Source organism: Gordonia sp. PvP123 (assembly GCF_040547295.1).
Lineage (GTDB): Bacteria > Actinomycetota > Actinomycetes > Mycobacteriales > Mycobacteriaceae > Gordonia > Gordonia terrae.
On sequence record NZ_JBEPPN010000017.1, the window covers coordinates 1 to 20,313 of the forward strand.

17 protein-coding genes are annotated in these 20,313 nt (G+C 68.7%); 4 read left to right on the plus strand and 13 right to left on the minus strand.

The genetic code is table 11. The features are described 5' to 3' along the window. Positions 1-125 precede the first annotated feature (125 nt). The 6 genes from ABIC25_RS23705 to ABIC25_RS23730 all read right to left on the minus strand — a co-directional run bounded on the left by ABIC25_RS23705 (position 126) and on the right by ABIC25_RS23730 (position 6,229). Positions 126-1,457, minus strand: a complete 1,332-nt coding sequence (locus tag ABIC25_RS23705; protein ID WP_354563427.1) for a TY-Chap domain-containing protein — start codon at positions 1,455-1,457, stop codon at positions 126-128. Positions 1,458-1,544: 87 nt separating this feature from the next. Next, positions 1,545-2,357 (minus strand): hypothetical protein, encoded by an 813-nt coding sequence (locus tag ABIC25_RS23710; protein ID WP_354563428.1) that lies wholly within the window; start codon positions 2,355-2,357, stop codon positions 1,545-1,547. Positions 2,358-2,500: 143 nt separating this feature from the next. Next, entirely contained in the window at positions 2,501-3,670 is a 1,170-nt protein-coding gene (locus ABIC25_RS23715; RefSeq protein WP_354563429.1) for a TY-Chap domain-containing protein, read from the minus strand. Positions 3,671-3,953: 283 nt separating this feature from the next. Further along, positions 3,954-4,376, minus strand: a complete 423-nt coding sequence (locus ABIC25_RS23720; protein WP_354563430.1) for an ATP-binding protein — start codon at positions 4,374-4,376, stop codon at positions 3,954-3,956. A 69-nt stretch (positions 4,377-4,445) separates the two neighbouring features. Next, positions 4,446-4,877, minus strand: a complete 432-nt coding sequence (locus tag ABIC25_RS23725) for an STAS domain-containing protein (RefSeq protein ID WP_354563432.1) — start codon at positions 4,875-4,877, stop codon at positions 4,446-4,448. Positions 4,878-5,038: 161 nt separating this feature from the next. Beyond that, positions 5,039-6,229: an alpha/beta hydrolase family protein gene (locus ABIC25_RS23730; protein WP_435529125.1), complete on the minus strand. Its 1,191-nt coding sequence runs from the start codon at positions 6,227-6,229 to the stop codon at positions 5,039-5,041. Between the two features lie 158 nt (positions 6,230-6,387). Here ABIC25_RS23730 and ABIC25_RS23735 point away from each other — a divergent pair, with 158 nt between their 5' ends. Then, positions 6,388-7,038: a hypothetical protein gene (locus tag ABIC25_RS23735; protein WP_354563435.1), complete on the plus strand. Its 651-nt coding sequence runs from the start codon at positions 6,388-6,390 to the stop codon at positions 7,036-7,038. 30 nt (positions 7,039-7,068) lie between these two features. On the opposite strand, the gene ABIC25_RS23740 is transcribed toward ABIC25_RS23735, so the two are convergent. The 4 genes from ABIC25_RS23740 to ABIC25_RS23755 form a co-directional block, all read right to left on the minus strand. Further along, the gene (locus ABIC25_RS23740) at positions 7,069-8,592 is read right to left on the minus strand and encodes a fatty acyl-CoA synthetase (RefSeq protein WP_354563436.1); all 1,524 of its coding nucleotides are present in this window, start codon (positions 8,590-8,592) and stop codon (positions 7,069-7,071) included. A gap of 64 nt (positions 8,593-8,656) precedes the next feature. Beyond that, positions 8,657-9,289 (minus strand): LGFP repeat-containing protein, encoded by a 633-nt coding sequence (locus tag ABIC25_RS23745; protein WP_064571445.1) that lies wholly within the window; start codon positions 9,287-9,289, stop codon positions 8,657-8,659. A 62-nt stretch (positions 9,290-9,351) separates the two neighbouring features. Further along, on the minus strand, positions 9,352-11,103 hold the full coding sequence (locus ABIC25_RS23750) for a DUF6777 domain-containing protein (protein WP_354563437.1): 1,752 nt from the start codon (positions 11,101-11,103) through the stop codon (positions 9,352-9,354). A 242-nt stretch (positions 11,104-11,345) separates the two neighbouring features. After that, positions 11,346-12,779 carry a flavin-containing monooxygenase gene (locus ABIC25_RS23755; protein ID WP_435529126.1) on the minus strand — a complete coding sequence of 478 codons (1,434 nt, stop codon included), beginning with the start codon at positions 12,777-12,779 and terminating at the stop codon, positions 11,346-11,348. Between the two features lie 179 nt (positions 12,780-12,958). Between ABIC25_RS23755 and ABIC25_RS23760 the strand changes: the two genes are divergently transcribed. Then, on the plus strand, positions 12,959-15,199 hold the full coding sequence (locus tag ABIC25_RS23760) for a molybdopterin-containing oxidoreductase family protein (protein ID WP_354563439.1): 2,241 nt from the start codon (positions 12,959-12,961) through the stop codon (positions 15,197-15,199). An 81-nt stretch (positions 15,200-15,280) separates the two neighbouring features. Here the strand turns inward: ABIC25_RS23760 and ABIC25_RS23765 are convergent, their stop codons facing one another. Both ABIC25_RS23765 and ABIC25_RS23770 read right to left on the minus strand, forming a co-directional pair. Next, on the minus strand, positions 15,281-15,946 hold the full coding sequence (locus ABIC25_RS23765; RefSeq protein ID WP_004019684.1) for a fasciclin domain-containing protein: 666 nt from the start codon (positions 15,944-15,946) through the stop codon (positions 15,281-15,283). 139 nt (positions 15,947-16,085) lie between these two features. Beyond that, positions 16,086-16,667, minus strand: coding sequence for a DinB family protein (locus tag ABIC25_RS23770; protein ID WP_058253408.1), 582 nt, complete (start codon positions 16,665-16,667; stop codon positions 16,086-16,088). Positions 16,668-16,909: 242 nt separating this feature from the next. On the opposite strand from ABIC25_RS23770, the gene ABIC25_RS23775 reads away from it, so the two are divergent. Beyond that, a complete protein-coding gene (locus ABIC25_RS23775; RefSeq protein ID WP_248644254.1) occupies positions 16,910-17,572 on the plus strand; it encodes a pyridoxamine 5'-phosphate oxidase family protein in 663 nt (220 codons plus the stop codon). 182 nt (positions 17,573-17,754) lie between these two features. Here the strand turns inward: ABIC25_RS23775 and ABIC25_RS23780 are convergent, their stop codons facing one another. Continuing rightward, positions 17,755-19,332 (minus strand): AMP-binding protein, encoded by a 1,578-nt coding sequence (locus ABIC25_RS23780; RefSeq protein ID WP_004019681.1) that lies wholly within the window; start codon positions 19,330-19,332, stop codon positions 17,755-17,757. A 95-nt stretch (positions 19,333-19,427) separates the two neighbouring features. On the opposite strand from ABIC25_RS23780, the gene ABIC25_RS23785 reads away from it, so the two are divergent. After that, entirely contained in the window at positions 19,428-20,231 is an 804-nt protein-coding gene (locus ABIC25_RS23785; RefSeq protein ID WP_004019679.1) for a helix-turn-helix transcriptional regulator, read from the plus strand. Positions 20,232-20,313 lie beyond the last annotated feature (82 nt).

Here is a 20,313-nt window from a genome sequence, read left to right on the forward strand (position 1 = left end):
CTGGATTGTTTTAGTGTCTCAACACCACCAATCATTCCAGCTCAGAGGGCATTTTCACGTTATCGACACCCCGGGCCAGTCCACGGATCCAGGCTCAGGGAGCAGAGGGGGTCGCTCCTTTCGGACTAGGGAGCAGGGGGGCGTTGCGACGGCTCCGATGCCCCGTCGGCGAGGTCCATGGCGCTGAGGAGCAGGCGGGCGACGCGGGCGTAGGCCTGGTGCTCGGCCTCGCACAGTGCGATCTCCTCGTCGCCGAGCTCGGCATTGCGGGCTGTCGTCAGATTGTCCATCCACTCGCGCATCTCGGCGGCACAGATGTCGAAGAACTCGTGCACACGCTCCCGATCCCGGTGGCACGCCGCGAGAACCGTCGTCGGGGACAGCTTGTTGTCGAGCTTCTGGTTGACCCGCAGGAGACTGAGCAGGGCGCCGGGCAACCGATCGCCGCGGCCGCGATGATCCAGTTTCGGCTGGCTGCCGAGCCGCCTGATCATGTCGCCGCGGGCCGACCTGGCGAAGTCGTCCCAGCGCCGGAGGGCGGCATCGAGGTTCGCGGGACTGAACACCGCGACGTCGATCCGGCGCTGCGCGTACACGAGTCCGTTGCGTACGACCACCGCGACTTCGGGCCATCGCGGGGAGAACTCCGCGACCACCATCCCGAGCAGCGAGGGTGCGGGCACCGACGAGCTGAGGATGGTCACGATCTCCAGCGAGCGGGCATCTCGGGTCGGTCGTAGCAGCGAGGTGCCCGTCGACCGCAGGAAGATGGCCTTGCGCGGACTGACCACGGCGGGACGGCCCGCCGCGGTCATCGCGGCGCGGACCAGTTCGACGAGATGGTCTTTCGACTGCGGGATCACCCCGCCCTCCGCGGGGGCGTCGACGAATCGGGGCGGCGCGGTGAAGCGGAGTGTGTCGGCGTCGGTGATGCGGACGGTGTCGTCGGGATCCTCGCCGACCACGCGGCTCGACTCCGATGACCGGGCCTGGTCCCGCTCGGCGTCGAGATCGTCTGCGGGCAGAGGTGAGTGGTGGCGGGCGAAGGACGGGTCGCCGATGCTGACGAATGACGGATGGATGACACCCCACACCTCGCGCAGGGCCCGCACGGCGGCGTCGGCGAGGTCGGCGAACCGGAGGGGGTCGACCTCGAAACAGAAGGCGCTCCGACCTTCGAGCCGACACCAGCCGCGGTCGACGATGTAGGTGGCCTGTCGCATCCACCGGTCCTTGTCGGTCCAGGTGAGGTCACCCGCGGAGATGGTGCAGCGGAGGCGTTCGGTCGACCCGAGGGTTCCGGTCACCGCAAAGGTCATCCGTCGACGCCATCCCCCGGCGGCCGCCTCGACGATGGCGAGACTCTGACCCGGCAGGAGGCGTGGCACCCGGACCGCGAGAGTGTCGGCGAAGTCCCGCCAGGCCGCCTCGAGGACGGCGTCGAAGTCGGGGGACATGCGGGTTCCTCCTGGGCGGGACGTACGCGGATCGGATCCGAATAGTACGACGCGGAGCAGACACCCGGGGCGACACCCGCGACAGAACTAGCGGGGTGCCGAGTGCTCGACCGTCTCGTCGAAGACGGGGTGCCAGGGAAGGCTGTGCGCGGCGTAGTCGGCCCTCGTCGGCGCGGCCCGCGGCACCGGTTCACCGGTCATCGACCTCCATGCGATCGAGTTGACGATGCGGACCGTGGCGGCGTCGGAGATCGTCGGGTGCCAGGTGTCGACGGACTCGAGCGGACCCGTCACGAGCGGCGCGGCGAGGCGGGGATGCGCTCGTTCTCGTTCGGCTCGAGAGATGTCGCAGAGCACGCAGGTGCCGGGCGCTGACGGACGATGGCGTCGTCGCCGGGCCCACGCGTCGGCGCGCATCGGGATGACGGCCAGCTGCACGAGCGTCCCGAGTCGGCCGCCGTCCCCGACGGTGTGCGTCGAGGGGGCGAGGAACTGCCGATCGTCGAATCCACCGCCGGCCGGCCCCCGGTGCGAGGCGAGCGACGGTTGCGTGGGGACTTCGAGATAGTCGCCGGCGTCGAAGTCCGGCACCCCGGTGAACACCTCACCGCTGATCGCGTTGACACCGTCGACGCCGACCATCACCAGGAACGGATGCAGGTGCGGCGAGGAGAAATCCAGCCAGGTGGCCTCGGACTGCCACATCGGGATCGTCGCGTGTGCGTCCCCGTCGGGAGAGCCCTGGGCGAGGCGCAGGGCACCGTCGCCGCCGGCCGAGCCGCATCCTCCGACCGGGTCGGGGGTCCGCAGCGTTCGCTGGAACGTGACGTGCAAGCGCGCGTCGCGACCGAGTTCGGGAAAGGTGAACGTGAGCGCGCCGCGATCAGTGGTGATGGCCATGCGAGGGCTCCGATCGGTGACGCGAACCGCTGAGGGTGGCCTAAAGAATTGAACGCCTCGCCGGCCGCCGGCGCGATGGGCGGCGTCGAAAATCGTCCGCGCAGACTACGTGCGCCGATGATTCGGATCCCGATTTGCCGGGATCACTTGGCTGATGAGCTGCTGTCCGCGGTGTCGTCGTCGGACAGCACGACGACGCGGAGAGCGGCCCGCAGGTTGTGCGTGGTCGCCTTCCAGGTGTCGGCCTCGTGACGACACGCATCGGCCTCCACCGAGTCCGACGCGGCGGCCGCGTCGACCGCCGAGCGCCGCCACGTGAGGTGCTGTTCTTCGCTGGTGTGGATGTAGGAGAGGATGTCGGCCTGGTTGTAGCGGCAGATCTTGGCGACCTCGCGGGCGCTCAACGACCGGCCGTCCGGGTCGAGCTCGAGCAGGGTCTGCAGGGCGTCGGGGAGCCGGCCGTCGTTCCGCGCGGTCAGGGGTGTGTCCTCGCCGACCTTGGCGATGACGGACGGTGCGCAGTCGGCAAGGAACGAGAACCACTCGGCCAGGGCCGAACTGAGGTTGTGCGGGTGGAAGACCGCGCACTCGACGGTCAGCGTCGCGAAGACCTCGTTCTCGAGCAGGTGCACGCGCACCGCCGAACCCATGGTCGGCTGGGCGGCGACGATGTCGGCGGCGCGCCGGCGGTCGGTGATGTCGCCGGCCAGGCGAGCGAAGAACTCGAGCCGCGGGGCGTCACTGCGCGGACTCAGCCACGACGAGACCGGCTTGGTGGGCAGGGCGATGTCACCGTCGGCGTCGGTCTGGATGCGGCAACCGGTGAGGTCTTCGAGCGAGCCGACGAGCAACGCGCGCAGATGGTCGGCGTCGAAGGGCTGGACCGCGACCTCGATGCGGGGTTCGGGGCGAGCGGCGGGGGAATGGTCGAGGAACGCGGGGTGCACGACCTCCCAGACCTGACGCAGCGTCAGCACCGTCACGTGCGCGAGCTGATCCACGCGGCGTCGGCCGACCTCGAAGATGTGGCTGCCGTTGCGCAGGCGCCGCCAGCCGAGAGAGGCGAGCATGGTCACGTGCTCGGCGAAGTACTCCGGGGTGGGATGCAGGTCGGTGTCGTCGATCGTGCAGCGCAGCCGACGTGAACCGGTGATCGTGAACCGCAGCGTCCCGTGGGGTCCCTCCGGGATCATCGGGTCCTGCTGGATCGTGAGGGTCTCGCCCGGCTCGAGATGCGACAGGCGATCGCCGACGTGCAAGGCGAACGTGCGCCAGGCGTCGTCGATGTTCGAGTCCACGGTGAAGTCGGTCATGTCGACTCCCTTCCTCGTGCGCTGACGAGCATGCGCATTGTGCAGCGATGTCGGGATCGGGAGCACGCTCCACCGAGCTGTTCGACGGCCGGCCCCGAACCCGCCTCGGAGTTCAGGTTAGGTGACCTGGCCGACAGACTTGGTCGGTTGAACAGACCCCGCGATGAACTCGTTGCCCGAACCGTACTCCAAGGTCGGTGACCCGGCTGAGTCAGGCACAGGTTGTCAACCGACAACGAGTAGTTGTGTCCCCAGGCTTGGGGACACGCACTCGGACCGCCGCTCAGACGCTGAGCCGCTGATGCCAGCGCAATGTCACCGAGGTCCCGTCGGGCCCGCTGGTCACGTCGGATGCGTCGCTGAGCGCCGAGATCAATGCGAGGCCGCGCCCGCGATAGGGCGACGACGAGGCATCGGATTTCCAGCGCCCCGAGTCGGTGACCGTGACCTCCAACGATTCGTCGCGCGTCACCTGGGCGCGAACCTCGATGGCACGGGACCGTGTGGCGGAGGACTGGGCGGCGGGGGACTGGGCGGCGGGCGAGGGCGCGTCAGCGGCGTACGCGTGCTCGGCCGCGTTGGCCACGGCCTCGTAGACCGCGAGGACGATGTCGCTGCGACGTTCGGCGTCCACGTCGAGCGTCGCGTCCAGCCACCGTGTGAAGTGCTGTCGAAAGAGGTGGGCGGACTCGGGCGTGGCTGTCACCGACAGCGTCAAGCCGCCGTCCGAGTCCTCGGGGCGCGGGTGGGCCGATGAAATCCGGACCATCGGCGTCTAACCAGCCGGACGGTCGGCCAGCCCCTCTGTGGTGGTCATGGCCGTGACCGCGTCGTTCAGTGTCGGGTAGAGCACCATCGTCTGGTCGAGTCCCATCACGGTGAGGGGCCGTGTGGTTGCCGGACCGGCGGCCACGACCCCGAACATGCCTCTCGGCGCGATCGCCTCATGGGCGGCGACGAGCGCTGCCATGCCCGCCGAGGCGAGGAATTCGGTGGTGGTCAGGTCGATGATCAGGCCGTCCGGTTGCCCGCTCAGCGCCTGGGAGACCGCGTCGGACAACTGCGGAGCGGTGAGCACGTCGATGCTGCCCTCCACGGTCAGGATCACCAGCTGCTCATGTGCCGCGGACACCACCGTCATCAGGGCGCGTCCGGCACTCAGGCCGTTGTCGTCGACGATCACAGCGTCAGGATGTTCTGCCTGCATCGGTGGTGGCCCTCTCTACGGGGGACTACAGCAGGCCGGCGTGCGGCCCCGTCCCGGCGAAACGTATGACGGCAGTTGCTCAACCGGTGCCGTCCATCGTGCCATGGGACGCCGTCGCGCCGGTACCGGGGTGAGCGAGAGATTTCCGGCGCTATGAGTGACTACCTGCCGAAGAGTCGGTCGAGGAACGGGATCGTGTCGGCTTGCGACCGAACCAGTGTTCCGCTGTGGTCACTCGGATAGGTCCGGAAGGTCACGGGTTCGCCGTTGGCCGCCAGCGTCCCGGCGTACGCCGCGGTGGTGGGATACGGCACGTCGGTGTCCAGCAGGCCGTGGCCCATGAAAAACGGCTTGTCGAAACCCTTTTCGGGCATGCCGAGGTAGTCGGCGAGGGTCGCCGAGAAGTTCGGCAGGCTGGTCAGCGGAGCGGAGAAGTAGTCGCCGACGGAGACTCCCCGGAGCTGCTCCTCGAACTCGCCGACACACTGTGTCTCGGCGAGCGCCACATACTTCCGGCCGGTCGGCGTGAGGATGCGATCGATGCCGAGTTCGGGGTGTGCGTATCGGAGGCCGGCCGTGATGTAGCTGAGGTAGGCGGTCAGCGCGGGCGTGATCGCCACCGGCGGTACGCCCGGGCCGGCGATCTGCACGAGGCGTTCGATGTAGGCCGGCGTACCGGTGCCCACGGCGCCGCGGTAGTCGAGTGCGGCACCGCCGAATTGCGTGGCGTAGCGCGCGGTATAGATCGCCGCGCCGCCGCCCTGCGACTGCCCGACTGCCGCCCAGGATCGTGACAACCGCTGTGCGGCAGGAAGACTCGCGGAGAACTCGCGACCCGCCCGCACCATGTCGACTACATTGTGGGCCGTGGTCCGGCCGTCGAGGTAGGCATGCAGGCCGGGGGTGCCCAGGCCGGCGTAATCGCTGGCGACGATGGCGTATCCCTGCTGCATCCACCTGGCCAGGTACGGCAGGTCACGCTCCGGGAGGCCTGGTCCCCGGACCGACGGCGCGCAGTCGTCGCCGATCCCGGAGGTCCCGTGGGCCCACGAGATCACCGGCCAGCCGCCGGGCGGGGCGGTGCCCTCGGGGATGAAGACGGTCCCGGTGCTCAGCGCCTTGTTCCCGAACGTGTCGGTGGTGACGTAGGTCAGGACGGTGGCGTCGGCGGATCCGGGCACCCAGAACTGCGGCGCCAGCGGTCGCGACGAGACGACCGAACCGGTGTCGCCGAGAGTCGACGGTGAGGCGATCGCCGGACCGGCGGCGAGGGTCCCGGCCGCGCCGGAACTCCCGATCACGACGGCCGCACACGCGGCGAATGCCAGAACCTTGCGATGCCATCGAGTCACGGTCCTCACCGTACTGCGGACGAGTCCCGGTCGTCGATTCGCTCACCTATCCCGTTGCTGCGCAGCCATTTCGGTGAGCGGTACCGGATTCGGTGAGCGGGGCCGGTGGCCGCGGCAATACGCTGGGTCGGACAATCCCGACAGACAGGTGCCACGACATGGCGTTGCAGGCGGTCGACCTGCCGGCTCCGGCGGAGATGCGATCCAGGTGGGCTGCCTACGCAGCTCTCCTGGCGGTACGAGGAGAACGCTGGGCGCAGGGCGCGCATGCGACGCCGGACGGGTGGCACTACGACGACGGTGGCGGCAACTGGGTCGACGTGGTGCTGGTCGGTGCCGACCGGGCGGTGCTCGTCGGCCACGATCACGAGTACTCCGAGACGTACTTCCGCGAGGGCGCCACATATTTCGGCGAGTCGGAGACCGACCTGCTCGGCGGCGCGCCGCCGTGGTGGGAACCGGCCATCGCGTCTCACCTCGAGAGGCAGCGCACCGACGGCATGTGGATCGGATTCGTCTACGGTTTCGACGGCCGATGGACCCGATCCGGTTACGACCTCGCCGACGGTTTCACCAGTGTCGGGCTGCCGTTCACCGATGACCAGAAGACCGTCGATGCGCTCGACGATCTGCTGGCGAACTGGTTCGTCGAATTGCGACTGGCGCTCCCGGCCGACATCCGTGCCCGTGTGCGGGAGATCATCGAGCCCGGGGCCGAGGTGACCGCGGCGGGTCTGCAACGGATACTCGGGCCGGCGGGCGCACACGCCGACATCCCCGGGGCAGTGGCTGCGGCGCAACGGTTCTGACGATGTCAGGTCCGACGCGCCGCACGTCCGTCACTGCGAGCGCAGCTCCCGCTTGAGCAGTTTGCCGCTCTGATTGCGGGGGAGCTCGTCGACGAACCGCACCTTCTTCGGGACCTTGAACGGCGCGATCCGGGACCGGACGTGCTCGATCAGTTCCTCCTCGGTCACCGACCGGCCGTCCCGCACCACGACGACTGCGGTGATGGCCTCGATCCACTTCTCGTCCGGCTCGCCGATGACGGCCACCTCCGACACCGCCTCATGGGTGTAGACGGTGTCCTCGACCTCACGTGAGGCGACCAGGATGCCGCCGGTGTTGATCACGTCCTTGATGCGGTCGACCACGGTGATGAAGCCCTCGGCATCGCGGGTGACGAGGTCGCCGGAGTGGAACCAGCCGTCTCGGAACGCCTCCTCGGTGGCCGCGGGGTTGTCCCAGTATCCGCGGCAGAGTTGCGGCGAACGATAGAGGATCTCGCCGGGGACCCCGGGCTCGACGTCGTTCCCGTCGGTGTCGACGACGCGCGTCTCGACGAAGAACACCGGGCGACCGCACGACGACGGCCGGTCGTCGTGTTCCTCCGGGCGCAGAACCGTTGCGAGCGGGCCGATCTCGGATTGCCCGAAGCAGTTGTAGAACTGCATGCCGGGGAACTGGTCGCGGAGCCGGTTCAGCACGGTCACCGGCATGATCGACGCGCCGTACTGCGCCTTGCGCAAGGAGGACAGATCGCTGGTGGCGAGGTCGGGATGATTGGCCAGCGGAACCCACACGGTCGGAGCGAGGAACAGCGAACCGATGCGGTCGGCCTCGACGCGCCGCAGGATCTCCGGGATGTCCGGCGTGGCCATGAGTCGGACGGTCGCGCCCACGGAGAGGTACGGCAGCATGAAGACGTGCATGCCCGCCGAGTGGTAGAGCGGCATGGCGATCAGCGGATTGTCCTCGGCCGTGAAGTCCAGCGCGATGACCGACGAGACGTACTCGCTGATCAGTGCGGCGTGGGACATCATGGCGCCCTTGGGCTTCGACGTGGTCCCCGAGGTGTACAACAGCTGCGCGAGGTCGTCACCCGAGGCCCGGGAGTCGAATGCGGCGGGCGGTTCGGATGCGGCCGACGCGAGCAGCGAGTCGTCGGCGTCACGCAACGGGACGACTGCCTCGACGTCGGCGAGATCGCCGCGGATCTCCTCGACCCGCTCGGACAGCGCGGGGTCGACGAGGACGGCGCGTGCGCCCGACTGCACCACGAGGTAGCGGAGCTCGTCACCCCGGAGCGCGTAGTTGATCGGCACGTGGACGAGTCCGGCGCGACAGCATGCCAGGAAGCCGATGACGTAGGCATCCGAGTTCGTGCCATAGGCCGCGACCCGGTCCCCCTGCTCCAGGCCGCGGGCGAGCAGGCCGGCGGCGGCAGCGGACACAGCGTCGTCGAGCTGACGATAGGTGTAGTCGCGGTCGTCGAAGACCAGCGCGGTGCGGTCGGGATGCCGCGCGGCGGACCTGCGGAGAATCCCGTCGATGCTGTTCGTGGAGGAGAGTCGCGGAGCCATACCGACGACGATACTTGGACGTCCTAGTGACACACCACCGATTGCGTGAGGTGGGTTCCGCCCATCAGGGCCAGAAGATGGTGCCGTTCAGGAAGTCCTGCGCGAACCGGCCGCCGGTCCGGTACTCCCCGCCGAGCGGAACCCCGAAGTACCCGCCCGCACCGCCGGTGTTCTCCCACTTCTGCCGGATCTGGCCCCACACGATCTGTGCGCCACCGGTCTTGGACCACGTGACGACGCCGCCCTGGAAGTCGTTGCTCCGCCCGCTGCCCGACCGGTACTCGTTGCTCACGGGGTAGCCCAGCGCGCCGCGCTCCGCGCCGGCCTGCTGCCATCGACTCCGGATCGCGCCGCCGACCTGATGCGCGGTGCCGCCGTCGGCTGCCGGGTGCCAGTAGAACGACGTGTCGCGCGAGAACGTCTGGAAACGGCCGCGCTTGGCGGCCGCGCGTTCGGGACCGGTCGGGACGCCCCACTTGAAGAACCCGCCCGTCGAGGCGTACGCCTGCTCGATCTTCCCGCCCACCAGGTGCCCGTTGATGACGCGGTCCGCATGCGCGCTCGGCGCGAACATCACCAGCGACGCCATCGCCGCCACGATCGCGACGCTCGCCAGACGTACCCGCACTCGCCTACGGGCGGATTCCGGGCGGAGGTCACGAGAGGGGCGTCGGGTCGACGTCGTCAGAGCAGACATGCGCGCGATGGTACGGACGTCCCAGGGTGCCTGCTGTTGGACAGCTCACACCCGTGGTGCGGTCACGGAGTCCCCGCAGGTGCTTCCGGGTCGGCGGGGGCGTCGGCCGGAGGCGGGCTCTCCGTGGTCGTCGTCGTGGTCGTGTCGTCGGGGAGCTCCTCGGCAGGGGTTGCGGGATCCGCGGAGCCGTCGGATGCCGGTGGCTCGGATGCCGGTGGTTCGGAAGCCGGGGCCGCCGGCGGCGCGGCGATCCAGTTCGCCGATCGGACGGTCACCGATCGCGACGCGCCGACCGCCGTCAGCGTCAGGGTCCACACCCCGGTGCCGGTGGTGGAGCCCGACACCGCAGGGCGGTGCAGCGCGGAACCGGCGACCGACCGGGTCACGCCGTCGGTGCACGAGAGCGTGACGGTACCGAGTGCGGGACCGCCGGGAACCGTACAGCCCACCGACAGCCCGGCGTCGACGAAGCTGAAACTGCCGACGACCTCCCCCGATCCACTGAACGAGGTCGGCGTCGTCGGCGTTTCGGCCGGTTGGTCGGGCCCGGGCGCGCCGGGTGCGCCGGGTTCCGTCGCAGGTCCGGGGAGCTCGGAGCCCGGGGCCTCGTAGCCGGGCTCCTCCGGGACGGGTACGTCGGAAGCCGGCACCGGGGCGTCCGGGGCCGGGGAATCCGGGCCGGGACCGGGGGTGTCGGGGGCAGCCGAGTCCGGTCCCGATGAGTCGGGGGCCGAGGAGTCCGTCGACGGCGCGCCTTCCGGCAGGCCGTCGTGCTCCTCGGCACGCTTCTCCAGTGCGGGCGCGGCCGCGGGATTGCCCGCTGCGAGGAGGCCGTTGTGCTCGGCGTCTTCGTCGGTGGCCGCCTCGAACGGGGTGTTCAACGCGGCCGGGGTGGGCAGCGGACCGGACGGTGGCGGGAATCCGCTCAGGTCGAGCAACCCGCCCGCCGGTTGCGAAAAGATCTGTCCGGTGAGGAAATTCAAGAGCTGGAGAACGTCGCCGGCGGGCGCCCTGGGGTCCGGGACCGGCGGCGCGGGGACGATCGTCGTCGACTTGCCGACCGCGGTGACGTGCTGGTTGTTGTACGCGATCCGGGCGACCGACCGGCTCTTGTAGCCCTCCCACGGCTGTCCGTCGAGTCGATACCCACCGAGCGGGGCGGCGGCCGGCGGGGCGAGCGGATTCCCGCAGGAACACATCGCGCGCGGCACGCCGGCGGAATCGACGTAGACCGCGGTGCCGCGTTCCAGGACCGACTGGAACGGGACCGCCCGGCCGGAGGTGTACGAGTGATTGGTGACCCAGGTGTCGGTCGTCAGAACCACCGGGGTCAGCGTGTTCAGGTAGTGCGGGATGTCGGCGGTATCGATGCCGTAGACCCCGGCCCACGCGCGCGCCGCCGGCGGATCGGCGAGCAGCCGGTTGCTGAGCGCGGCGGTGTCGCAGGCTGCGGCGTCGCCGGAGCCGTACAGCCCGGCGTCGGTACCGTTCACCGCGCGGCCGCCGAGGTCGGCGGCCCCCGCCGTGCCGGTGAGGGCGACATTCGCCGGCAGGTCGCCCGCCCCGGCTACGAGGACCGGATCGGTGAACGGGTCGATCCCCGGATCGTTGGCCGCGGTGAGGGTGAGGCCGGGTACGAAGATGTCCCCATCGCGCGCCTTGACGACGAAGACGATGCCCGCGGCGAGGATCAGCGCCAGGACGACGACGATCGCGCCGAGCACGAGAGTGAGGGCGCGCCGGCTGTCGGACTGCGGCGGCACCGGGCCGTACGGGTTCGACGGGTGGGACGGGGGACCGGGCGGATAGGTCATCTCGGAGCTCCTACTGGTCCACTCCTGCCGGGACGCATGCCGTGGAGTGGCGCTCCGCGGCGGCGGGGCGGATTCAGCGAGACGGCTCGCTCGCCGAGCCCAGTATCGGCGCGGCGTCTCGCGAGGAGCAAGGCTTGACCAGCATATTTACGGTGCTGAGGCGAAATCTCGACCGTTTGGACCACACCGGCGTAACGCCTCGCGCGGGTCGGCCGACACCACCCCGGTCTGCGTGAGCTGAGTCAGACCCGGCCGAACACCATGGAGTCCTCGACCTTGTTGATCCGGTGGTCGATGGCATCGCGGTAGTAGTTGTGCCGCACCTGCCAGTGACCCCGCGTGCCCGACTTCGGCAGCGCCTCCGGGGACCGTTCGACGTAACCCGCCTTGAGGTCCCACAGCGGCCGCGAACCCATGACCTCCGAACCGAGATGGGGATAGGCATGGGTGTAGCCGTTGGTCCGCATGTACTTGACCAGGTCGGCGACGGCGCGAGCGGTCATGTCCGCGCGCAGGGTCCACGACGCGTTCGTGTAGCCGACCGACCAGGCGAGGTTCGGCACGTCCTCGATGAGGTAGCTCTTGAAGACGAATCGGTCGTGGGGTTTCACCTCGGCGCCGTCGACGCGGAGCCGGGTGCCGCCGAAGCCGAGGAGTTGGAGCCCGGTCGCGGTGACGATGATGTCGGCGTCGAGGTGGCGACCCGAGGTGAGGGTGACGCCGGAGGCGTCGAACCGGTCGATGTGGTCGGTGACCATCTCGACGGTGCCCTCGGCGATGTCGGCGAACAGATCGGCGTCGGGGACCATGCACATGCGCTGATCCCACGGGTTGTAGGTGGGATTGAAGTGGAGGTCGACCGGATAGTCCTCGGGCAGGTTCGCCACGACGTTGCTCCGGATCATCTTGCGCCCGAGCTTCGGGAACCGGTGGGTGAGGTGCACGATCGCCGCGGTCTGCGCCGCATATCGGGTGCGGATGACCTTGTGCGCGGCGTGGGGCGGCAGCAGCTTCTGCACGAGTGGCGCGAGGTATTGCTTCTGCTTGGACGAGAAGATGTACGACGGTGAGCGTTGGAGCATGGTGACGTGCTCGGCCTGCTCGGCGAGGCTCGGGATGAGGCTCACCGCCGTCGCGCCGCTGCCGATCACCACGATCTTCTTGCCTCGGCAGTCGAGGTCCTCCGGCCAGTGCTGCGGGTGCACGATCTGACCGGTGAAGTCGTCGGCACCGGCGAACCTCGGCGTGTACGGGTTGTCGTAGTCGTAGTAGCCGGTCGCGAAGATGACGAACCTGGCGCGGTAGGTCTCGCGGCGCCGGTCCTCGCCGACCTCGACCCCGAGCGTCCAGGTGTCGGTCGTCGAATCCCAGTCGGCGGTCAGGACATGCTGACCGAACCTGATCTGGTCGGTGATCGAGTACTTGGCGGCGGTGTCCTCGATGTACTCCCGGATGTCGTTACCGTGGGCCAACGCGCGCGGCTTGCGCCACGGCTCGAACGGGTAGCTCAGCGAATAGATGTCGCTGTCCGACCGCACGCCGGGATACCGGAAGAGGTCCCAGGTGCCGCCCATGCGTTCGCGGCGTTCCAGGATCAGATAGTCGGCGCCGGGATTCTGCTCTGTGAACCGGTAAGCGCAGTCGATGCCGGACAGGCCGGCGCCGATGATGATCATGTCGCGCACGGATGGCTGTGTGGCGTCGGTGTCGCTGTCGGTCACGGGGACCTCCTCGGTGGGGCTGCCTGGCGTGCTGTCATCATGCAACACTTGTCCTCAGATGTGAACGGAATCACACCGAACCGCAGGCCAGCCCGTCTGCGGTCGTCATCGAGCGAGGTCGAGGGGACGCACAGATGCCGATGGAGAAGCACACCTATTGCCGGATCTGCGAGCCGCTGTGCGGCATGATCGCCACCGTCGAGGACGACCGGCTGATCTCGCTGCGGCCCGACAAGGAGCATCCGCTGTCGCGGGGTTTCGCATGCCCGAAGGGGATCGCGTTCACCGAGATCGTCAACGACCCGGACCGTCTCCGGCACCCGCTCCGGCGACGCCCGGACGGCGAGTTCGAACAGGTCTCATGGGAGACCGCGCTCGATGAGATCGGCCGCAGGCTCGTCGAGGTCCACCAGACCTCCGGCAGCGACTCGATCGGTTGGTACTTCGGAAACCCGGCGACGTTCTCCACCGGGCACGTGCTGTGGACCGCGATCTTCATGAACCTGCTCGGCACACCGCACGTGTATTCGGCCGGATCGCAGGACGTGAACAACCGGTTCGTCGCCAGTCACTTCCTGTACGGGAACCCGCTGACCGCACCGATCCCCGACATCAATCGCGTCGACTACCTGGTGATCATCGGTGCGAACCCGGTCGTGTCGCACGGCAGTGTGATGAGCTCCCCGCGGATCCGCGAGGGTCTGAACGCCATCACCGCACGCGGCGGGTCCGTCGTCGTCGTCGATCCCCGCCACACCGAGACCGCCCGCGAGTTCGACTGGCTGCCGATCACACCCGACACCGACGCACTGTTCCTGCTGTCCGTGCTGCATGTGCTGTTCGACGAGGACCTCGCCGACCGCGACCGGCTTCGACGGCAGGCGCGGGGAGTGGGGGAGCTCGAGACGCTCGTCGCGGCCTATGCACCGGAGACGACCGCGGATCGCACCGACATCGACCCGGAGCGCGTCCGTGAGGTCGCTCGCTCGCTCGCCCGGACGGAGCGGGCGGCCGTGTACGGCCGGGTCGGGACGTCGTTGGGGCGCACCGGGACACTGACGACCGCGCTCCTGGACATGGTCAACCTCGTCGCCGGGAACCTGGACGTGCCGGGCGGGTCCATGTTCGGCGATCTGGGAGTCCCCGGGCAGCGGCTGGGAGTGAGCGCGCTGCAACGGGTGTCGAGCTTCCGGTGGGCCGGACGTCGGAGCCGGGTCGGCGATCTGCCACAGGTCCTCGGGACGGCGCCGGCGTCGCTGATGGCCAAGGAGATCACCACGCCCGGCCGCGGCCAGCTGCGCGCCCTGTTCGTCAGCGCGGGCAATCCGGTGCTGTCGGTACCCAACGGCGACGAACTACGTTCGGCGTTGGACGAACTCGATCTCATGGTGTCGCTGGACATCTACCGCAACGAGACGAACGCGCGGGCCGACTACATCTTGCCGGCAACCACGATGTACGAGCGCGAGGATTTCCTGCTCCCGTTCCAGGCGCTGTTCACCACCCCGTTCAAGCAGGCGACCGAGGCGGTGATCCCCCCGCAGGGTGAAGCACGGGAGGAGTGGACGGTGATCAACGAGCTCATCGGCTTCCTCGCTCCGGAGAATGTGCTGATCCGTTCGCTACATGTCGGCAATCGGTTGGCGCGACGCATCGGTCGTCCGGTCACCCCGCGCGGGATCTCCGACCTGGTGATCCGAATGGGGTTGGGCGGGGACCGATTCGGTCTGCGTCGAGGCGGCTTGACCTACCGCCGCCTGGTCGAGGATCACCCGCATGGGGTCGTGGTCGCCGACAACCTCGCACCCGGGCAGCTGAGCAAGAATGTCACATACCTCGACGGTCGAATCCGGTTGGCTGCGCCGGAACTGATGTCCGAGATCGGTCAACTGGGCGTCGACGCCGACACGGGTTATCCGTTGTGGCTCATCGGAATGCGCGAGATACGTTCGGAGAACAGCTGGCAGCACAACGCGCCGATGCTGCTGCGCGGCGGACGGTCTCACGCGGCCCGGATACATCCGGACGATGCCACGGCACGCGGCCTGGCCGAGGGCGACCTGGCGACGGTCGCGTCCCGACACGGACGGATCTCGTTGCCGGTCACCATCACCGAGGACATCAAGCCCGGTGTCGTCGCGATTCCGCATGGCTGGGGCCACAACGGCTCCGGCGGATGGACGCAGGCGAATACGGCGGCGGAGAATGATCTGGGTGCCGGCGGAGTGAACGTCAACGCGCTCATCTCCTCCGATCCGGCCGATCTCGAGCGACTCGCGGGGATGGCCAACATGACCGGGGTGCCGATCCAGGTGTCGGCGATGTCCGAGAGTCGCCTTCAGTCGGCCGACACGGTGGAGCCGGCCCGGCACTGACCGCGCACAGCACGATCCTCACCGACGGGTCTCGTCGGTGAGAATCGTGGAAAGTGCTGTCACACAGCGGCTACGGTGAGATCACTCGCCGGCCGGGGGCATCAGCACCGTGTCGATCAGGTAGACCTGAGCGTTCGACGTGGTGACGCCGCCGCAGACGACGCCCGACTCGTTGACCTTCAGGTTGTCGCCCGAACCGGTCACGGTCACCTGCTGACCTTCGAGAGTGGTGTGCTCACCGACGATCTTGTCCGGAGCCGCCTGGCCCTCGACCACGTGGTAGGTCAGGATCTTGTTCAGCAGGGGGGCATCGGTCTTGAGCTGCTCGACGGTCTCCGGGGGCAGCTTCGCGAACGCGTCATCGGTCGGCGCGAACACGGTGAACTCGCCCTCGTTCAGCGTCTTCACGAGGTTCACCTCGGGATTCAGCTGGCCCGAAAGTGCTTGTGTCAGCGTGGTGAGCTCGGGGTTGGTGGCAGCCGCGGTGGCGACCGGCACGCTGGACATGCCGTTGACCGATGCCGGGCCCGAGGGGTTGGCCTCGGCGTATGCGGCGCAACCGGGTCCGACGAGATTGGCGGCGGGATCGGCCATCGCGCTCTCGCTCATCATGGCGCTGGATTCGGTTGCCGCGCCGGTGGTCTCGCTCGAGGTGTCAGAGTCGTCGCTGGAACAGCCGGCCATCACGCCGACGGCGAGGACCAGTCCGGTCAACGCTCCTGCTACGCGGGGAACTCGCTTGATCATCGTCGATCCAATCTGTGTTGGGGTGTCGACTGCGCCGTGCCGGCAGCCTCACAACGTCTTCGGTGCCGGGCGATCCGCGGATTGGTCAACGACGAGACTGATCGTGAAGGGCGCCTTGTCGGTCAGGCCGTCGAGGGCGTCACTGGGCCCAATCCTGGTCGGCCCAGCCCTCGGCCCAGTCCTGGCCTTCGGAGACCGCGCCCATGGTGGTCTGGCCGTCCAGCGCCTCGCGGATGATGTCCGCGTGGCCGCAGTGGTGCGCGGTTTCCCGGATGAGATGGATGATCATCGTCCGGATCGACGACCACTCGCGCTCGGGCGCCCACGGCGCGGTGGGCTGGGGAATCAGCTCGTCGAGGTTCTCGGCGTCGGCGATCACGCGATCGAGCTCGAGCGCCGCACGGTCGTACTCGGCCAGCCACCCGGCGATGGTCTCGTCGTCGCTCATCACGTACTCGGTCATGGCCTGACTCATGTCGAACTCGGCGTTCTCGTCCCGCTCGGTGATGATGCGGGCAGCGTTCTCCTCGCCATGCGCGAGGTGCTTGATCAGGGCGCCGATGGTGAGGGTGCTGACCGTCGTCTGCTTGCGCGCGTCGGCGTCGGAGAGGCCACGCGCGGTGATCTTGAGCATGTTGCGCTGGTCCTGCAGGACGGTGAGCAGCTCCTTCTTCTCGCCGGTGACGTCGACGCTGACTTCCGCGGGGGTGTAGGTGCCCATGATGTGTCCTCTCGGTTGGTGTGAGGACCACGTTATGAGCGATAGAGGACAGATTCGGTCCTCGTTCAGCCGAGTTCTTCCACCAGTCGTGGAAACCGTCTGGAATGCGCCCAGCAGCGCGACGCCGGCGACGATATGTCGCCCGATTGGGTCTGCTGAGTGGTTTTCAGCCGGGTGGCAGAGTCCTGGTCTGAGTCAGCAAATCTGTTGAACCGGGGGCCGGCACGGGCGACCATGTCCGCATGACCTCGAACGGCGGCACCCCGACTGACGCGACTTCGCCGCTCGCGTCCCTGACGCGCAAACCCGAACGGGCCGCCGACCGTGCGTTGCTCGACGCGCTGCTCGACGAGGCGAAGGTCGGGACCCTCGGTACCGTCGTCGACGGACTGCCGTGGTCGGTGCCGATGCTCTTCGCCCGGGACGGCGATTCGATCCTGCTGCACGGTTCCACCGGGGCGGGCGCACTACGGCACGTGGCCGCCGGTGCGCCGGTGACCTTCACGGTGTTCGTCCTGGACGGCCTCGTCGTCGCCGACACCCTCTTCGACCACTCGGCGAATTACCGTTCGGCGGTGATCCGGGGCGTACTCGAAGTGTCAGCTGATGCTCAGACGGACCTGGAAGTGCTGTCGGACAAGCTGATTCCCGGACGTGTGGCCGAGGTTCGGCCGACGACCCGCAAGGAGCTGGCGGCGACCGTCGCCCTCCGGTTGCCGATCGCCGACGGTCAGTGGATCGCCAAGGCACGGACCGGTGGGCCGGGCGGGGAGTCGACGGACTGGACCGGGGTGGTCCCGGTACGAACGGTGTACGACGCCCCGCTCACCCACAGCGGAGAGGTGCCGCCCGATTCGGTACGGGCGCTGGTGGGCCCGTCGCCGTCGACCGAAGCGGGCGAGTGACGGAGAAGCGCAACCAGCGGATAGGGGTGTGATCCGCTGGTTGCGCGTCCGGTGACCGCGGCGGGCCGGGCGAGGTCGTCGAAGCCCGGCCGACGGGGTCGGTCTGGGCGCGGCCGGGCTCGGTGGGCCGCGCAACCGGTTCATCGCTCCCGCGCGGTGGCGCCGTTACGCGCCCGAGCGACTCATCTCTGGCGGAGCAGGAACCGCTGGATCTTGCCGCTGGGTGTCTTGGGCAGGGCGTCGACGAAGTGCACGGTGCGCGGGTAGGCGTGCGCCGCGAACTGCGTCTTGACCAACTGCTGGAGCTCGGCCTCGAGAGCGTCGGAGCCCTCGACCCCGTCGGCGGTGACGACGAAGGCCTCGAGGACCTCACCGCGGAGTTCGTCCGGGCGACCCACGACGGCGACGTCGACGACCGACGGGTGGGTGATCAGGACGCTCTCGACGTCGAACGGGCCGATCCGGTATCCGGCCATGATGATCACGTCGTCGTCTCGTGCCGTGAAGAAGTAGCGACCCTCGTCGTCGACCCGGCCGGTGTCGCCGGTCAGGTACCACCGCCCGTCCGGCGAGAACCGCTGCTTGGTCTTCTCCGGTGCGTCCAAGTAGCCCTCGAACCACATCAGCGGGCTGGCCGGGACATCGATGGCGATCTGGCCGTCGACGATGCCTGCGGCGAAGCCGGGCATCGGCTGACCCATCGAACCGGGCACGAGGGTCTCGTGCACCGACTCGTGCCAGTGGTTGTTGATGAACATGCCGTGTTCGGTCTGGCCGTAGTGGTCGCGGACCTCGGTGCCGATGGCGCGGAGCGCCCAGTCGATGACGTCGGGGGTCAGCGGTTCGCCGGCCGAGGACGCCCGGCGCAGCGAGAACCCGGAGATGCGCGAGTCCTTGCTGAGCGCGCGGTACACGGTCGGCGCGGCCGCGAAATTGGTGACACCGAGCTCGCCGAGGATCTTCGCGGTCAGCTCGGGGGTGAAGCCGGCGTGCAGCAGGAGGTTGCGCCGGCCGGCGGCCAGCGGACCGAGCACGCCGTAGTAGAGGCCATAGGCCCAGCCGGGGTCGGCGGCGTTCCAGAACACGTCGTCGGCGCGGACATCGAGGCCGAAGTGCATGTAGGCGACGAACGAGGCGAGCGCCTTGACCGGGACCGGAACACCCTTCGGCGCCCCGGTGGTGCCGCTGGTGAAGAGCAGGATCAGGGTGCCGTCGCCCCCGACCGCCACCGACTCGGTGACCGGTTCATGCGAGGAGATGAGTTCCTCGAACTGCTCGCCGGCGATCACCGTGGTGATCCCGTCGATGCCGGCGAGTTTGTCCGCCTGACTCGGCTCGGTGATGACGACCTTCGCGTCGCCGGCCGCCAGGCGCATCTCGATCGCGGGTGTGGCGAACGCGGTGAACAGCGGGATGTAGATCGCGCCGAGTCGGGCGATCGCGAGGAGCGACACGACGAGTTCCTCGCGTTTGCCCATGAGGACGCCCACCGTGTCGCCGCGACCGACGCCCATCTCCGCGAGAGCCGCGGCGAGTCGCTTGGACCGCTCGGCGAGCTCGCCATATGTGATGTCGGTGGTGACCGGGCGAACACCGCCGGACTGCTGATCGCCGGTCTGCTCGACCTCGATCACGGTGAAGGCGATCGCGTCGGGATCGTGACCGTCGACGAGCAGCGACGCGGCGTCGGCGTCGGGCGCCCCGTAGATTCCCAACCAGCGGTCGACCATGTCGACGGGCTTCGTGGTGGCCTGTGTCATCGTGAACCTCGCTCCGTACTGAGTAAGCTGAGTCACAGTGTCCTCCGCGACATGCCCCCGGAACACCCCCTGAAGAGGGGGAGAAGTGAGGTGAGATGCCCGAGCCGCTGAGCGGGATCGTCACCGAGGCGTTGCGTCGTGTGCGCAGGTCCAGCGGGGTGCCGCTGGCCTTCGCGGGCGTCCTCAGCGGTCCGTCGAACCTGCGCCTGCAGCATTTCGCCGGATCGACGGTGGGAGCGTTGAACGGCGTGTCGGTCGACGTCGGCCACGGTCTGGGCGGCAAGGTCGTCTCGCTGAACCGCCCGATGGTCGTCGACGACTACCTCCGCACCCCACGCATCACCCATCGCTACAACACGATCATCGAGCGGGAGGGACTGCGCGCGATGATGGCCGCGCCGGTGATCGTCGACCGCTCGCCCGTCGCGGTGCTCTACGGCGCGTTGCACACGCCGGACCCGATCGGCGGACGGATGCTCGACGTCCTCGCCATGGAGGCGCGCACCGTCGAACACGAGATCGTCGCATCCCGCGCACGTCTGGAGCACGCCGCTCAGGACGAGGCCGAGATGCGCGACCGGATGACGGCGGCCTACGCCCGACTCCGATCGCTGGCCGACACCGTCGACGACGCCCGGCTCGCCGATGAACTCGCCGCGATCACCGAGGTCCTGGTTGCCGCGAACCCGGTGGCGCAGACACAGGTGGACCTGACCGGTCGGGAGCAGGACGTGATCTCCCTTGCCGCACTGGGTTACTCGAACGCCCGGATCGCCGAGACCCTCGGCGTCACCGTGTACACGGTGAAGGGCTACATGAAGGATGCGATGCGCAAGCTCGGGGCGTCGTCGCGACTGGAGGCCGTGGTGACCGCCCGCAGCGCCGGCCTCCTGCCCTGACGGACTCCACTCAGTGAGGAGCGCCCGGAGCTTGCGGAGGGCGGCGGCGCGTCACCCTGCTCCCTGAGGAGCGCCCGGAGCT

Coding starts and splice junctions, on each gene's coding strand:
- ABIC25_RS23785 (WP_004019679.1), top strand. CDS start 19,428: ATGCCCGAGCCGCTGAGCGGGATCGTCACCGAGGCGTTGCGTCGTGTG.
- ABIC25_RS23770 (WP_058253408.1), bottom strand. CDS start 16,667: ATGGGCACCTACACCCCCGCGGAAGTCAGCGTCGACGTCACCGGCGAG.
- ABIC25_RS23735 (WP_354563435.1), top strand. CDS start 6,388: ATGGCGTTGCAGGCGGTCGACCTGCCGGCTCCGGCGGAGATGCGATCC.
- ABIC25_RS23710 (WP_354563428.1), bottom strand. CDS start 2,357: ATGGCCATCACCACTGATCGCGGCGCGCTCACGTTCACCTTTCCCGAA.
- ABIC25_RS23780 (WP_004019681.1), bottom strand. CDS start 19,332: ATGACACAGGCCACCACGAAGCCCGTCGACATGGTCGACCGCTGGTTG.
- ABIC25_RS23745 (WP_064571445.1), bottom strand. CDS start 9,289: ATGTCTGCTCTGACGACGTCGACCCGACGCCCCTCTCGTGACCTCCGC.
- ABIC25_RS23750 (WP_354563437.1), bottom strand. CDS start 11,103: ATGACCTATCCGCCCGGTCCCCCGTCCCACCCGTCGAACCCGTACGGC.
- ABIC25_RS23705 (WP_354563427.1), bottom strand. CDS start 1,457: ATGTCCCCCGACTTCGACGCCGTCCTCGAGGCGGCCTGGCGGGACTTC.
- ABIC25_RS23740 (WP_354563436.1), bottom strand. CDS start 8,592: ATGGCTCCGCGACTCTCCTCCACGAACAGCATCGACGGGATTCTCCGC.
- ABIC25_RS23775 (WP_248644254.1), top strand. CDS start 16,910: ATGACCTCGAACGGCGGCACCCCGACTGACGCGACTTCGCCGCTCGCG.
- ABIC25_RS23755 (WP_435529126.1), bottom strand. CDS start 12,779: ATGATCATCATCGGCGCCGGCCTGTCCGGCATCGACTGCGCTTACCGG.
- ABIC25_RS23760 (WP_354563439.1), top strand. CDS start 12,959: ATGCCGATGGAGAAGCACACCTATTGCCGGATCTGCGAGCCGCTGTGC.
- ABIC25_RS23765 (WP_004019684.1), bottom strand. CDS start 15,946: ATGATCAAGCGAGTTCCCCGCGTAGCAGGAGCGTTGACCGGACTGGTC.
- ABIC25_RS23725 (WP_354563432.1), bottom strand. CDS start 4,877: ATGCAGGCAGAACATCCTGACGCTGTGATCGTCGACGACAACGGCCTG.
- ABIC25_RS23715 (WP_354563429.1), bottom strand. CDS start 3,670: ATGACCGACTTCACCGTGGACTCGAACATCGACGACGCCTGGCGCACG.